The sequence below is a fragment of the Candidatus Peregrinibacteria bacterium genome (assembly GCA_030700255.1).
Classification (GTDB): domain Bacteria; phylum Patescibacteriota; class Gracilibacteria; order UBA1369; family JABINC01; genus JABINC01.
In genome coordinates this window covers 18,541-34,980 of record JAUYJN010000029.1, presented here as the reverse complement: position 1 = coordinate 34,980, position 16,440 = coordinate 18,541, and the positions used below count along the sequence as shown (strand labels likewise).

Genomic DNA, 16,440 nt, shown 5'->3' with positions numbered 1-16,440 from the left:
TGAAATCAAACTACTTAGCAAAGTACATTTCAAATACCTTTCCAACAACTAGCATGTTTTTGAGTCTGATAAAGTTATCAGAGTCTTTTTTGTAGTGTTCCGCTATTTTTGAATGCTCTCCTGCAGGATAACGTGATGTGATCATTTCTATTTCCTTTTCCACTTCTTTTTCTGTCACGTCAAACTTCTCTTGTTCTATGATGTAATCAAGTGCGAAGCGCATTTTTACTCGTTTCCCCGCCTCTTTTGCCATTTCTTTTTTCATAGCTTCCGGATCAGCCTTTGACATCTCAAGATGTTTCTCAAAAGTTATACCCTTTGATTCTATCTGACGTTTGTAATCATTAAATATCACCTCAGTCTCTTGTTCGATGAGCTGTGGAGCGATTTCTACCTCAGTCGCTTTTAGGATTTTCTCGATAAGCTCACCTTCGGCCTTGCCTTTGGCATCATCTTTTTTCTTATCTGAAAGCACTTCTTCTACGTAAATCTCAAAATCTTTTTTATTGGTTTTTAAGCCATTTGTAGCTTCTTTTATAAATTCATCATTGTACTCCGGAAGTTTTTGCTCTTCCAAACGTTTGAGGTTCGCTTTGAATGTAACTTTTTTATTTTTGAAATCATCTACGTGATAATCTTTTGGGAAAGTAACAGTAAATTCCTTTGTATCCCCTACTTTCATGCCTTGAATCGCATCTTCAAAACCCGGAACAAATGAATTTGAACCAAGAATCAATGGATGGTTTGTACTCTTAGTATTTGGCACTTCCTTACCTTCTGCGACTTTGGTCCCATCATACCCCTGAAAATCAACCTCTACCCTATCCCCGGATTTCGCATTTCTATCCGTGTCGTGCCATTCCCCCTTCCCTTTTAGAAGATCTTGCACAGTTTCCTCGATTTCTTTTTTGCTTACTTTTTGTTCTTTTATATCTACTTTGATCTTCTTGTAATCTTTTACCTTCGCATCGGGCTTGATCGCTACAGTAACTGTATATTCAAGTGGATCTTCCGATTCGATTTTCACATTTGGCCGACTCATCACCTCAACTTTGTGCTCAATAATAGCTTCACGGTATGAAGCAGTAAGCGCCATATCAATTGCAAGACCGAGGATACCTTCTTTGCTAACATGTTTTTCAAGTACATCATGCGGTACATGCCCTGCGCGAAAACCTTTGATCTTCACGTTTCTACCAAGCTCTTTCAGAGACTTTTCTTTGTATTTCTTAAACTCAGCAACGCTTACTTTTACATTAATTTCAGCCTGAGAATCCTTGATTTTCTTAATAGTCACTTCATTTGCCATATGTTTTGAATTAATTTTTATTGATTTAAATCGTAGTTTGCATGAATTCACTTAGATTTGCAACGAAGGTAGCCTACCCAAATCGAACTCGCCTGTAAATCACCCTTAGTATATTAACCAATATTCCACTAGTTTAGTCCACTAGTTTTGACTGAACAGATGGTTGTTTTACGGTATAATGTAAAGATTTAAAAAAGGTCATGACACCAAAAATATTCCAAAATTCGGCGTTCGAAGACGGTTTCGATAGATCAGGCCGCCTATCTCATACCGGCTCTTTTGAATTTGAGAGAGAGTTTGGGAAGAGGGTTTGGTTTGCTGCAGGCACAGGTAATGAAGTACATGATGACCATACTCCGTACAGTCCAGGTGGAAGAGCTATTTCTCATATGGACGGTCAAGATCGTGGCTCTATAGAATCTGCTGCTGACAAATATGGGGAATCAATTGGTTCTAAAAACTTTTCTTATAGCTATAACGGCTTGCTTACTTGGGCCGGCAATGAAAAGCTTTCTGCAAAGCAAGCTATGAATCCTAAAGATGTTGCTCAATTCCTCGTTAGACAACTGTCACGAGAAGCAGAGTTAAGCACTTACCAAAATCTTTTACTTCGAACCTTGAAGCTTATTCAGAATGGTAGCCGTATGACGGAAGACTTAAATCTAGTTTTCAAAGAACTTGAAGATGAATTCTCAGGGGCACTTACTGGAAAATTCCTTGGATCGGAACTAGAACAAAAGGAAAAAGAAGAATTACTTTTCGCACTTAGAGATCTACAAATCGTTGGTCCTTTTACTGCAAATGATGATAGAACTGAAGAATCTAGAGGTACAAAGAAAAAAGATCTCAAAGATTACTTATTAGATAAAGATCCAACCAATGGCCAAGCTACTTTTGATACTCTTAAAGCTGAATACCAAGCTTTAACAGCTAAAAAACAAGCTAAAAGTGATGCAACGGCAGAGATGGGTTCAGTATTAAAAAGCGAACAAGAATTAAAGGACAAATTAACCGCTGCAGAGGCTTCCGACAAACCAACGATTCAAACTGAGCTAGATGCCATTATTGTACGAAAGACTACTCTAGAAACAAATATCACAGCGTATACATCGAATGATGAACATATGATTGAAGTGTATAGCCTTCTTTTTAATTCACCTCGTGGGATGACATCAGGGCTATTCAGAGAACTTGAAGGCCTCAAAGCTCAAGCATTTCTAACACCTGACGAACAAAAACTTAAAGATGCACTTACATATTTACAAGAATTAAAGCCATATTTTGATAATGGTGGGCCTGTAGATAAAACTAGACTATCTACTGACAGATTAGCAGCAATAGATAGGCGTGTTTTTCAATTGGCAGTGCAATCTGAGAACCTTTCGGCGCAAGAACAAAGACTTATTGTGCAATTACAAGATAAAAATTTCCATGGAACAGGGTTAACTACTCAAGCTTTGCTTAATGCAGCCAACTATGATCCAAATAAATTTGACCTTAAATTCATGCAAAATGAAGTTTTAAAAGGTCATGCGCAGAACATGCCAACTGAAGCTGAATTGATGCAAGCTGCCGATGAGTTGGCACACATAGCACTTACAGTTAAAACTTTACAAGAAAAAGTACGTATTCAAATGCAACTTGGTGAATCTGTACTTGGAGCAGTTGATGAAAGACGAGAGATGCGACCAAGGCAGCATATTGGACGTCAAATAAAAGGAAAACTTAGAAGGATAAGATATGGTGTTGAAACTGCCTTTGCAAAAGACCCAAACAAAGGTATTGCCGCACTTGTTGCAGGTATTGGCGTACTTGGATGGGTTCTTACAAGTAAAAATCCGAAAATGGGAGCCTTTAGAAAGGCTATGATATATGGAGGTCTTGGAATTTATGGAGTGTATGGAGGTGATTTATGGGTCAAAGCCTTAACCGGAAAAAGTCCAATTGAAGAAGTAGAAAAATTAACAAGTATGGATGCACATAGATTAGATGATAATCTAAGAAGAATTTTCTCTGATTATGCTACAAATGAAAAAGAAATTGAGAATTTTGAGATACTTATTGGTGTAACCAAGGATATTCCTTTTATGGAATTGTGGGACAGATACCAGCAAGTTAAAAAGTCTAGTGCGAAACCAAAAAAATTAAATATTCCTGGGGTTCTGAATCCTAATCTTATAGAGGGAATGGATAATGATCAGGCGTTTTATGAAGCCATGGCTATGTTTGACAGAAGATATGGTAAATTTATCGATGAATATGAGAATGATAAAGGCATTGTCGCTTTAGCTGGGATGACTATGCTTGAGGTAACTAAACTTTTGGTTTCTGTAAATAATGATTCGCGTGCACAGAAACAACCTTTTTATTATTTAGCAAATATGTTTGGACATGGATTTGATGGAGCTACTTCACTTGGAGGTAAAGTTATTGATAGATTGCATGGATATATAGGTAATTGGATAGGTGGTAATAAATATAGATTAGTTAATTATTTGAGGGAAATCCTGCCTAGTGCAGACTATGGGTTTGATATAGGAATGCCGAATAAAACTGAAAATATCGTCACACTTCCAGGTGGAGTAATGACAAAAGTAAGATTTTTATATGGTACAAAGGTACAAGATTACAAGCCTGGAGAGCGAATAGATGGTTTTGTATTTTATAATGTAGATGGATCTGAAAAGATTTTCCACTTTGGTGAAAATAATCCTGAAGAAATCATGGGATTTGCAAAAGGGCTTGTACGTGATACTGCTCTCAAAACTATGCCTCAGATAAAAGACAATGCTGAGGACAAGAAGCTTATGGAGGATTTCTATCACCAAGCTTCAAAGACACTTGAATGGAATCAATCAGAGATGAAATGGATGGTACCAGGATTTAAGGTTGAGCCGAAGCCGATTGAGATTAATGCTGATGATATGAAACATACCCTAACAATCCCTACTAGTTTCCATAATATATATATAAAACCATATGGGCCTTTGGATAAGGCTACCTTTGGTATTAGATTTTATCAAAATGATAAATATTGGGATAAAGAGAAGGCAGCTCTTGATACAGCTGGTTCTCTAACCAAATTAACTGAAAAAATAGAAAAGGATAATTTCAAATCATGGATATTGCGTTCTTATCATTTTCCATTTGCAACCGATGATATTGAAATAGAAAACTGGTCACAAATCAAAGATGGTACAGCTACTTCAATTAATGGTATTGTGACACGTGGAACTAGTAGAACTGTTACATTCAAAGGTGAATTCACTGATGTTACAGGAGGTACACCTCAACAAGGTATTGAAGTACGTGATGCGGCATCTAGAGATAAGGTAGCTTCCACATCTAGCGGATGGGCCGGAGCTAATTCTGAGTTAGTATTCACATTTGATGTTAAAGGTTATACGACTTCAGAAAAAGAGAATGCATGGAGAGATGTACTTACTGATGTTGTAAATACTAGGTTTGACAACATGATAAGTCTTGCGAGTGAGATGAATGAAAGATGGTTCAAAAATTTATTCCCACTTAAATTCCCATGGAAATACTTCAAAGATTTCAAAAATGGCGGTTCTGTAAGTGAAGAGGAATGGACAAATCTTCTTACTACACGTCGCGATTTACTTATCCAACAAATAGAAAGCGGAGATATGAGTCAATCACAACTAAGTAATCTAAATGATGTGCTGATTGAATTAGCGAAATTTGAAGAAAAGGTACAAAGAGACATCGCACTTAATAAGGAGGTCGACAACAGCACATTTGATAATTTTGCACTTGAACTTGAAACCTTGGGATACCCAGATGAATTTATTGCTGAATACAGCTATTTTAAATCACGTATGGAGAGATTTTATGATTTTGAACCTGAAGCATTTAGAGATTTGATGGACTTATTTCAAAAACAAGCATTAAAAAAAGATAGAACCGGTCGTACTGCTATGGATGTTTTAACCAATGGAAACCCGACTGATAAAGCAAATGCACAAAAATTCCTACATTATTATGTAGAGAAAATGACAACTCATTTTAATAAAGCCAAGATGGGGGGAATGTTTGCCCAAATTGATACAGCTGATGTACAGTCCCTTGAAAGATCAATTACTGTCGATGAATCTCAGCAACCTAGTCGTGATACGATCCGAACTTCCGGAGGTGACGTAACATTAGGGCAAGGCTCTTATGAATGGCCAACATTTGATGAATATATAAATGCCAATACTAATGATCGAATGAGATTTGATTTTGTTAATACAGTATATGATGTGCAACGCATGTGGCTACAACATACAGATCTCGTTACAGCCCCATTACTTTCAAAAATCAAATGGCAGCCATTTGGTTTCCAATATCATAATTGGGGGACTTTAGACACAAGGTTAATAGCTGGAACACCACCTAGCCTACCCCTAGATAGTGCTGGTAAATATGATGCAACCAAAGGCAGTTGGGGTAGCCTTGAATTGCCACTATTACGAGGATCTTTAGCTAGAGTATTTGATTTCGAACATTATGACATAGTTTGGAGGACGCTTGATGCTGTCGGACTTTACCCACCGGGACTAGCGGGAGCTCTTGCTTTCCCTGATCCACGACGTGGTGTCAATAATTTTAAAAGCGAGGCGGCAATTTATATTGATCAGTTCATTGCAACAAATACTGCTCCAAGTGTAGTGAATACTTTGGGAACTGCCGGTGCTGGAGATGTGCTATTAGAAACACTCAATACAAATATGGAAAATGCTTTTGTACGCAACTTGAATTCTAATCTTATTGGTTCACGGCTGATTACTACTTTGAATACATTACCTTAAATTAACATATCAAATATGTCAGAAGGAGATAAACAATTCAAAACAGGGATGGAGTTGGCATCTGAGTTAGAAGGTCAAAACAATTCTGATAATTCGGTAGACATGACTATCGACCCTATCATGGAGTTAGAAGCATTTAGAAATGATCTTCATTTAAATGAAGATAGACTAGCTTTACTCACTGATCAAGTCCCAAATATAACAATTGATACAACACGTATCACAGATGCGAATACCATACAAATTGCTTTGTTTTTGAACTCAGCAACCCCTGAAAATATCATGGCTGTTATTCAAAAGCTGCGAAGACTTGATATAAATGGAGCTATTGATCCTAAAATAAACCTTAATAATCCGATGGATGCGTTGTCAATTTCTCTAGAAGCATTTATGCACTGGTGGAATGGTCTTTTCCCAAAATCTGATACTCTTGATGTACAAATTAGGAATGTAGATGAAGCACGTACAGTTGTGAATCTTTTAGATGGTTTTTATCCGGGTGATGTTTTGAAGAAAGAAGATCCAAAGAAAGAAGATCCAAAGAAAGGCAAAAAGAAAGAAAAGCCAAAACCACCAGCTGATGAAGACAGAGATGGGGATAAGGGTAGAGGCTAACTATATAGTTAGATACCTTGAGATACCCAATTCTATTTAGTTACGATTGGCCTTTTTATAAAATCTTTTTTATTTTCAGTGGAATATCCATCAATTATATTCGCACTATTAATTGCCATTATTAAATCATCAACCGATTTAAATCGCCCTAATACAATTTCAGGCAATCGCTTCCCTTCAGCGTCTGAAGCTCTTACCATTTTGCCATCAACTACTTCCCATCTTTTTGTTGTCAAAGTGATAAAATTACCATCCATCTCCGCATCATCATCAAGAGATTCATAGACATTAATATAGAATGCCCCTACATATTCTTCAGAATTAAATGTAGTAATTGTTGAGGGGTTAATAAGACCAACGTACACACTTGAATTATATTCTGTTGTAAATATTTTATATTTTGTACTACCTCCATACTCCACCATACCTTCCCTTAAACCACTCTCCGTAGATTGTTTTTTCTTCTCAGGAGTATGCACCAATCTATACATCAAATACCCAAATAACATGTCATTTATATTTTCAACATCAATACGTTCCAATTGTGCATTTGACCCTTCATCGTACCGCTCCGTATACATTGAATCTAAGTCAAACCCTTCAGATGGAACCATGGAGTACAAATCAAATTTCTTCAACCCATTCTTTTTATTGAAAGTTGCTTTTGCAATCATCGATTTACCAGTTTTTGATGTTTGATCGGTGATTTCAATGGGAATACTGATTTCGCCTGTTGGACTCCCATCACCCACTTCTACTATTTCCTTCACAGAAGCTGATAGACCAATAGCTGAGAATTTCTTCAGTTCTTCTTGTATTTTAACAAGTGCCTGATTTGCAAATTCTCTTGTTTCCAATAAGCCAATTTCTTTTTTCACATCTTCATCATTAAGTAGGGTTTGAACTACAACTATCTCATTTGCCTCTCGATAACTTTCACGTAATTTTATTGCAGCTATATCAGCATACCTTTTAGCAGCTTTAGCTTCATCAATTTTCGCTTGCGTACCTTGTTTATCTCCCTCAATTTTCACAAGCTCACCATGCCAAGCTATCATCTGCTTATATTGTTTCCAAAAACTTGGAAGTAATTTGAATGCTGACTTGTAATTACCTATAAGCCCTTGGTAAACCTTAACGGTCATCATAAAAAATTCAACCTCATCAACAGTAAGCTCACTTTTTCTACTCATCATCTCTTCGACATTTTTGTATAAAAAAAGATCTAACCAAGATCTCATTAATGATGGATTACTAGCTAAAGTTGTAAGTAAATCCTGATCGCTAGAAAGGTTCCGACAATATTCAACAGTTTCTTCCAAAAGAGTTTTCGTCGCTGAATCGATATGGTATTTCATTACGAATGAATTCAATTCTGATGCAAGTCTTATCATATGATACACACGATCTCCTTCTTTCTTTTTCTTAAACATTGATTTTGCTATGTAGCCCTTTACCTCACTATCTGTATTTCGATCGGCTAATATCTCTCCCTCCGTTGGACCTTTCTTTGCTTGCTCCATCTTTTCCGTCCCACCTTTTGTCCCTTTGGCTTTACCAACTTTAATTTCCAATAAATATCCGGGTCTTAAATATGTTGTTTGCAAATATCGCTTTATAGCCGGATCCATAGTGGTTACCCCGCCCTGTCCTACGCCAAACACATCAGGATTTAACTGAATAATCTCTCGAAAAGATATTCCCGAACGTCGAAGGTCATCGATTGTTGGTGGATGATTCACTCCACGTCTTTGCCATGTGAACTCCGGATCAACTGAAGTTTCTTCATCGTAGAAGTCACCAACTCCCCTCCATGCATCTATATCTGCCTGATCATATCTAAATGCGTCGCGGTTAATTGTTACAGTGCCATCTGAATTTTTCGTATATACATCAGTCGCACCAACACCATTTTTAGCCTGATGGTAAAAACCTGTTGGACCTTTTTCGTTACCAACTATTATTTCAAAAAAAGATGAATCGTCGTAACCAACCCAATGATCTGATAAAATCAAACGTTTTTCTAACTTTCTGGATAAAAAATATTTATTCACATTATCTTCTGGAATTTTCAAATCAGAACTTAAAGCCCCTAATGGCACTCTGAATAAACTTAATTGGTTATTAAGTGAGGCATTTGGATCCGAATCATCTACGAAATCTAATATAGAATATTCTTCATCTGAATACAAAAGATCATATAAATTAATTGGTTCTTTAACTTCGTGAACTTCATGCTTAGGCTGGTATGCCGGAAGTAAGCTCCAATTAATATCTGATGCTCCTTGTACAACATATGCAAATTGTGCAATATATCTTTCAACAGGGCCTTCGTCACCATGGTAATGTCGAGGAGCTTCTAACCATGAGTCCCCTGCGGCTTTATAACATCCATAAAGTATATTCACCGTCCCTGCCCAATGCTCAAATCCAAACCGCCCATCTTCTACCGGATAATACTTCCCCTCTGAATCTTTATAATCACCCTCCCTGCCTATCGTATAATCTTTGGATCCTACTTGCACAACCTTCCTTTTGTCATCAACCTCCCCCGCTCTATACGTTACTACCTCTCTTCCACCACCAACTTTCATAGAACGTGCCGTTGCTTTGACATGTTGAAACCTACCAGCGGCACCTCCATATGACATTAGGTTAGGATTACCGCCTGATTCTATCACCATAATTGAGGCAATTACTGCGGCAGGTATACCAGATGTCTCACTTAAATATTTAATAAAAGATAATCGCTCCTGCCCAAGTCTCTCAATAATTGTCTGCGGGTTCTTATAAGTCTCAAACTGCGAATAACTTGATTTTTGGCTTACCCTAGCAGCGTCCTTCAAACCTACGGAGGAAGCTTTCAAAGCATCTTTGTCTGCTAACATCTCTGGGGCATATATATTTTCCAACACTATCGAAGGTGGTAAAGCTGCATCTATTTTCTTCTCAATTGATTTTGGAAGTGCTGAATTGTCAGGCACAAGAAAATCATACCATGCCGCAACCCTTTCATCAGATTTCTTTACATCACGATCAAGAGCTTCTAGTTCCGCCATTGGATCTACCGCCATATCGACATGGCCATTCGCAGGCACTATAGTATCAATAGGTGTATTATCTATGCCTTGCCCCGATTCAGCTTGTTCATTTTTTGATCTCATTTATATTATTCTTAATTTCTATTTCTAAATTGCTTTACCTCTGATGCGATCATTTTCCCTTGCAAATGACCTAATTTAATCATGGCATTAGGTAAATTAGCTTTTCTCACCTCCTCCTCTGACACTAAATACAGATACAAATTTGCAAATTCTTCCTGATCCATAGCGTTACCCTCCATCTTCTTGAGGATACTTTCTTTATCGTCAGCACTCATTACAGAAGTACTTAATAGCCGTGTAAATTCCTTATTGATGTTTTGTAGATCGTTCATTTATTTTTTATTTAATATTTATATGTTTCTATCTCTGTTAACCAAAATCAGTCATCTCAAATTCATCTATCAATCTATCATAATCAAATACTCCATCTTTATTTAACCAACTTGGATCATCCTTAACTTCTTGATATTTCTCATTTAATGCAGTAAGTGCAGTAGACATCCTATCTTGAGGTGGCTCCACGTTATCGTCTTGCCTACCTTGTTCAATTTTAATATCTTGCCACTGAGTAGGATTCTTGAATACACCGAATCGAGTATATAAAGATGATTCATAGAAAATCCTCTCCGCAAGTATAATCTGATCAAAAAACGCCCTCTTCGCTTGTTTTCTATTTTCTTCTCCAGGAATATTTTTTGTCATTTCATCCAAGATTTTATAACCAGCTCTCTCAGTCACTTTAAGATCATCTGTTTCATAATCATCTATCCCCGATCTATGACCATAGATAAATGAATCCTCCGCTTGATATCCTGGCTTTGGGTCAAAAGTTCCTTTATCTTCAAATGTATTCAACGCATGTAACTCAATTGAATCCCTATAAGCTTCTTTGTCATTTAATCCAAACCAGAATTCATCTTTAGTAATATATGGCGCCGTAAGCAAACATAAATCACGGTTCGCTTCGAAATATTTCGCCTCAACCATTTCAGCATCTTCAAGCCTCATAAGCATCCTTGCTTCCGTTTCAGTAAATGTTATTTTGTCAGGTCTTAGTTCCGGTTGTTGCATATAAGTATGAGCAGTTCGCACCAAGGCCTCCTTATATAAGTCATCAGTATTATTTAGTATTTCACCTTTATCTGAAGTACCATACAAAGATTTAGCTTTATTGAACTTAGCCCTCATTTCTGCAACGGAAGTTACCGTAGCTTTCTGCTCATCATCAATTTGTTTTTCTAGCTCTACTATAGCAATAGCCATTTCACCGAGCTCCTCATGATTTTTTGCATATTCAGAGTTAGGATTGTAAACATCTTTTAAATTCTTATTCGCTTTTTCAAGTAACTCGCCCGATTCTTCATAGGCCTTTTCCGCATCTTTTAACGCAGATCTCTGATCAAAGTACCCTCTCCCTCCCCCATTACGACGTACATCTACAAGATTATCCCATGCATCATAGTTGGCTTCTCGTAGCCTATCTATATCCCCCTCTAAATCACTCGCAACCCTATCAGCTACATTATTATACTTATCATAAAATGATTCCAAATCGTCATATACGTCAGCCAAAGTCTCCTTCAATGCTCCAAATTTAAAATAATCTCTATTGTCAACAAGCTCATCTTCAATTGCATGAATTAAATTAATCTCCCTCTTTATTCCACCAGCTAACATCCAACCTTCAGGACCTTCTGGCAACCTATCTAATGCTAAACCTGCTGTATCAACAACGCGTTCAGGAAATTCACATGCTCGCAAGTTTGCTCTGGTGAAATCTTGCAAAACCTCCCTGCCCTGCGCAAGAACCGCCTCTCTCTCAAGATATTTCCTTGCAAAGACTGTCTCTGTAGGGTCAATCCCAGCTTCGATTTCTACTATGGCCTTCTCCAGAGTGTCAAATTCAGCCTTTTTTATATCATATATAGCTTTTTTCTTTTCATACTTTTTATGAAAAGAATCACTAGGATGCCTCATTGCGTCAGCTTTTGCCGAATACATTTCTCTTAGAGCTGCTGGTAATTCAGAATCCTTTAACCTTCGATAATATCCATATTCATCGTTTTTATCCCACCATGGTGCATCATTCACATGAATAGAACTAACCTCTAATTTAGATAAATCCGGCAAATGCCAATCTAAAGGCACCCTGCCACCGGTCACATCACTTATAGTTCGACTGCTCTCTCCGAAACCAACTGTTTCACCAGCTATGAATGAACCATATGTGCCATCTGTTTTTTTGATACCATCAATCACTAGATTTGCCAACCCACCCCCTTGTAAAAACACTTGTGATATTTTACCTAAATCACGTGCAAGGTAAGGAAATTGCTGTTCCATAGTTAATGCTGCGTTATGCGCCATATCGCCACCAAGCCATGCACCGGCAAAACCAAAGGCAAGGGCTCCAACAACTGAACCAACAGGTCCAAAACCCGCAAAAGCTCTAGCTCCTAACATTGCACCTCCCAAACCAGACGGCAGAGCCCCAGCCATAACCATTGCGAATTCAAATCCAGTATCACTTGCAGCATTTTTTTTAAATTGCTTAGCCTCGTATGCCGAAACCATGATCCCTACAACCATCAAAATACTAAATATCGTCTCCATTCGCATACTCAGCTGCGCTGCCCGAAGGCGTGTCTTAGCTTCCGCCCAATCCAAAGCCTTTACGGCCTCAAATTCTTTTGCGTATGCACTCAGTACCGGACCTTTGTTTTTTTCTAAATGTTGCATCAATCTTTCAATTCCAGATGCATCCACTATTTCTCCATATACTTTCCTTATAAATCTCTTCGCCAATTCCATATCTTGTTTGAAAATCTCACTTGGAGAGTCGAAAAAAGCCATTGGTGATTCTAAAACACCGACACTATTCATTCCAACTGATATACGTCCAATTGGGATTCCCGTGCGTCGTGGTGGCGTCAATCCACCTATATCTGCAATCGGATCCAATGAGCTACGTGGCATACCGCCTCCGCCTCCGCCTCCGCCTCTAGTGCCACCGCCCCTTCCACCTCTAGGAGGAGAAGATAGTTCCGTACTCACCTGAGTATCTAATTCTAAAAACCTTGTTACTGGATGATCAGCTTTTAATCCACCCACTTCCAATGCATCTAAGGTAGAATTAATCTCTAAAACACCCTTACGACTTACCTCAAAATTATCTATCGAGTTATTAATAGCAGGTGGTAACTCTGTATTGTAAACCCTTCTGGATACATTGCCACTTTGATCAGTATACTTCAATGTATATTCAGTTGGTGTTTTTGTAGTATCAGTTATGACCTCTACAATTCTTGTATTCGTATTGCTTCCTATTTTATCAATTAGTTTAAAAGTTTCCGTTGTTTTACCCCTTGAAGAGGCTGAGCTGTATGTTAGTTTCTGCTCCCTATACTGACTCTTAAACTCCTTAGTTTCTAATGGTTTTTTTTCTTCTACCGTACCACTTGACTTTCCATCCTCAGCTTTTTTAGCTTTAGCACTTATCTCCAACTTTCTCTCAGCAATCTCTTTTTTTAACTTTTCAGCCTCTTCCATGGGATTGCTATATACAACTTCAGTTGTAGTTCCCAGTCCATTAATATTGCTACAATCAACGACCCTTCCATCTGAAAGAACCAATTTATGGGTAGTCGTCACCCCCCATGTTGTAACTTTTTTTCGACCAAGAATTTTTCTGTCAATAAAATTTGGCTGAGGCTCTTTTACGTCACTTATTATTATATGTTCAGCCTCTATCCCCGCTCTAGCTCCTCTACCAGTTATACTCCCATCTCCATCCATTACCGTCACCTCTTCTATGATTATAACTCTCCCTGATTTTGCCTTTGGATTACCATCCTTTGGCTGTATAATTACAGAATCTATTTTATCCGCCCTTGCCACAGGAGACCCTTCAAAACCACTAGTTTCACCTAGAAATACGCCACTAGCTTCATTTAATACAAAGCTCGTCCTTCCAAGTCCTCTTGATTTATATGCCTTATCTGCAGCCTTCTCAGGTGTTTTTATGGCTAACTTGCTACTTGGATATTTTGAAACTCTATAAAACTTAGAATCTTTACCTGCCCAATCCACACCATGACTATCAGCTTTAGAGGCAACCCAATCTGCACACATACCCCATCCAAATGCGATTTGAAGAAGCCCTGCTATTGCCGCAGCCCCTCTACCAGTTAGATTGATTTCCCCACTTGGTTCCCATTTCCCTGTTACCGGATCATATTCCAAATCTAATATGGCATCTCTCCAAATAATTCTAACACCGAAGAAAATTGAAGCTGGGCCAGCCAGCTTTACTGTTAAACCGGCAATCTTAGCCCCACCCCATTCGACCCCTGTAGTAACCGCTTTACCCGTACTAAGTGGTAATTTATTTATAATCCATTTTCCAGGCTTTAAAGCTTTAAAGCCAAGTTTTTTTAAAAAATCTATAAATTTGCTTTCTGGTAAACCTTTACCTATCAAATGCATAGTCCATAATTGGTGAATTAACTCTTGACCTCTATTTTGCAAAATCTCAGGCCCCTCTTCCACTAAGAAGCCACCCGTTCTATCCCAAAGACCAGCTCCAGAATTAGGGTTTTTTAGCTTTTCTCTTTCTATATGGTCATAGTAATATTTCCTAAGATCAGTTACCAAATCTAAAGCAACCAGTAGACCTGATGAGTTGCGTGCGAAACCCCTAAGCCCCTCCCTACCACCACCAAGTATACCTTGCATAAGCAAAGGAGCTAATATCAATGACTCATAAGAACCTTGTTTCAAAGTCTGCCACATTGTTCTATATGGCATTTCTTCGTCAACTTTTTCAGTCATGAAACTGGTAGCATTATTCCTTACATCAGATTCCCACGATGCACTTTTGTCACTCCCATCTTTAGACTCCCATTTACTCTCCGCTTCCCACATTGATTGAGCAAGGTTCTTACCATTCAAAGGCCTATTGTAGGCTGAAGGGTTTTTTTGATATTCTGTGACTAATTCTGTTATATCTTCACCCTTGAGATCGAGCACCCAAAATGTAAATCCTATTGTAAATATTTCTTTTAAATCTTTATCTGACTTTAAGTTGGCTGCACTAATCACTAATGACAACACTCCACCATCTGTGAGCCATACATCTGAAACATTTTTACTTATTATACTTTCATCTTTTAACATTTCATCAAATTCACTACCGGCTTGTTTGGGAGCCATAGTTAACATCCTGCTAACAAAACCCTTAATTCTATAATCATTTTCAGCAAGACCATCCAAAACTTCATCCGTTGAATGTGAAAGTAACAAACCTTTTGCGAAGAAACGCTTTATTTTATCTACTACCGGCTGCCCTAATTCTTTAACAAGTCCTTCTAGCCCATCCCCTCTAGCAAGGACACCAGCAACCTTAAATAAAGTTCCTATTCCTATATCGAAAATTAAATATTTTGTTAAGCCTGCAACCATAGCAACTCCATCGAACATTTTACCAAGTACTCCCTGTTCTTCGTGATCAGCCAAATCTAATAACTCATCATTTGCTTGAGCAGCCAATAATCCAATTGCATTCCTCCCCTTCCCATATAAATCTATACCCTCTACACCATTAGCTGTTACAAGTGTAAAGATTTCATTTATACTATTTAACATAGTAGGTTTATTCCCAATGCCAAATCCCGAAATGATGAACGCACTTTGAATCCCTTCAAAAACTGCAGATAAATCATCAACAGTTGCTCCTTCTTTTGATTTAACAGATTTAGTTATAGAAATAGCTATGTCAGCGCTGAATTCCGCTAAAATAACAGGATCGGATTCCTCAGTCACTTCATCTCTATGCAACTCACCCAAATCTGGGCCTAACCAACCCTCCGTAACTTCGTACATATTGCCCAAAGCTCTAATCACAAGCTTAGCCTTTGTAGTTTTCGTACCATCCTTGAGCGTAACTTTTTGTTTACTATAATCCTTGAGAACATCCACTGCGTAGTTTCCAAATGCTTCCATATATACACGTGCCTTCTCATACTCTTCGAATTTTTCATCTGTTAAAAAATCTTCTCTTTTCATGGGTGGCAAGGAAATATCAACAATATTTGTATGTATGAAATCTTCAAATTCTTTTTCATCCTCACTGCTTGTAGATTCCCCATCTGATAATTTTCTAAAACGCCCTTCAAATTGTTTTCTACTAGTAACCACCGCTGCCGTTCGAATTATATCCGCACGTACACCAGAAATAAGCGCATTCGCAATCTCTCCATTTATCATTCGCATTTCACGTATAAATTTTCTTGCTTCCTCCATATTAACATCGCCACTCTCATCTGCATCCGGGTTTGAGCCGGTCAACATAGCTACTCCTTTTATGATAGATATCAATCCACGTTCATAAAGCTCATTTTCCATATCAGTTAATGAGTCCCTAGCTAACTCTGGACCATACTCACGACAAGCTTCAAGGATTTCTAACGGTTTAAATGCCTTTTTAGCAATTGCCTCTTTCATGAAATCCACACCCGAACCTACGAAAGCCTCTCCGATTGACCTTGCATCTCTCCAACTTGGTGTGAACTCATTTCCCATTCGACATAGTTATATTATA

General features: G+C 38.0%; 6 protein-coding genes. 2 read left to right on the top strand and 4 right to left on the bottom strand.

Annotated elements, in window-relative coordinates; translation table 11 throughout:
* Nucleotides 1-10: 10 nt before the first annotated feature.
* Nucleotides 11-1,309, bottom strand: coding sequence for a trigger factor (gene tig, locus Q8P68_03575; GenBank protein ID MDP4008244.1), 1,299 nt, complete (start codon nt 1,307-1,309; stop codon nt 11-13).
* A 200-nt stretch (nt 1,310-1,509) separates the two neighbouring features.
* Between tig and Q8P68_03570 the strand changes: the two genes are divergently transcribed.
* Together Q8P68_03570 and Q8P68_03565 are read left to right on the top strand one after the other, a co-directional pair.
* A complete protein-coding gene (locus tag Q8P68_03570; GenBank protein ID MDP4008243.1) occupies nt 1,510-6,123 on the top strand; it encodes a hypothetical protein in 4,614 nt (1,537 codons plus the stop codon).
* A 15-nt stretch (nt 6,124-6,138) separates the two neighbouring features.
* Nucleotides 6,139-6,738, top strand: coding sequence for a hypothetical protein (locus tag Q8P68_03565; GenBank protein ID MDP4008242.1), 600 nt, complete (start codon nt 6,139-6,141; stop codon nt 6,736-6,738).
* 32 nt (nt 6,739-6,770) lie between these two features.
* On the opposite strand, the gene Q8P68_03560 is transcribed toward Q8P68_03565, so the two are convergent.
* The 3 genes from Q8P68_03560 to Q8P68_03550 are packed head-to-tail and all read right to left on the bottom strand — an operon-like array spanning nt 6,771 to nt 16,421.
* Nucleotides 6,771-9,902 carry a hypothetical protein gene (locus tag Q8P68_03560; GenBank protein ID MDP4008241.1) on the bottom strand — a complete coding sequence of 1,044 codons (3,132 nt, stop codon included), beginning with the start codon at nt 9,900-9,902 and terminating at the stop codon, nt 6,771-6,773.
* Nucleotides 9,903-9,913: 11 nt separating this feature from the next.
* Nucleotides 9,914-10,174: a hypothetical protein gene (locus tag Q8P68_03555; GenBank protein ID MDP4008240.1), complete on the bottom strand. Its 261-nt coding sequence runs from the start codon at nt 10,172-10,174 to the stop codon at nt 9,914-9,916.
* Between the two features lie 37 nt (nt 10,175-10,211).
* Nucleotides 10,212-16,421 (bottom strand): hypothetical protein, encoded by a 6,210-nt coding sequence (locus tag Q8P68_03550; GenBank protein MDP4008239.1) that lies wholly within the window; start codon nt 16,419-16,421, stop codon nt 10,212-10,214.
* Between the last annotated feature and the right edge of the window lie 19 nt (nt 16,422-16,440).

Coding starts and splice junctions, on each gene's coding strand:
- Q8P68_03565 (MDP4008242.1), top strand. CDS start 6,139: ATGTCAGAAGGAGATAAACAATTCAAAACAGGGATGGAGTTGGCATCT.
- Q8P68_03560 (MDP4008241.1), bottom strand. CDS start 9,902: ATGAGATCAAAAAATGAACAAGCTGAATCGGGGCAAGGCATAGATAAT.
- Q8P68_03550 (MDP4008239.1), bottom strand. CDS start 16,421: ATGGGAAATGAGTTCACACCAAGTTGGAGAGATGCAAGGTCAATCGGA.
- Q8P68_03555 (MDP4008240.1), bottom strand. CDS start 10,174: ATGAACGATCTACAAAACATCAATAAGGAATTTACACGGCTATTAAGT.
- tig (MDP4008244.1), bottom strand. CDS start 1,309: ATGGCAAATGAAGTGACTATTAAGAAAATCAAGGATTCTCAGGCTGAA.
- Q8P68_03570 (MDP4008243.1), top strand. CDS start 1,510: ATGACACCAAAAATATTCCAAAATTCGGCGTTCGAAGACGGTTTCGAT.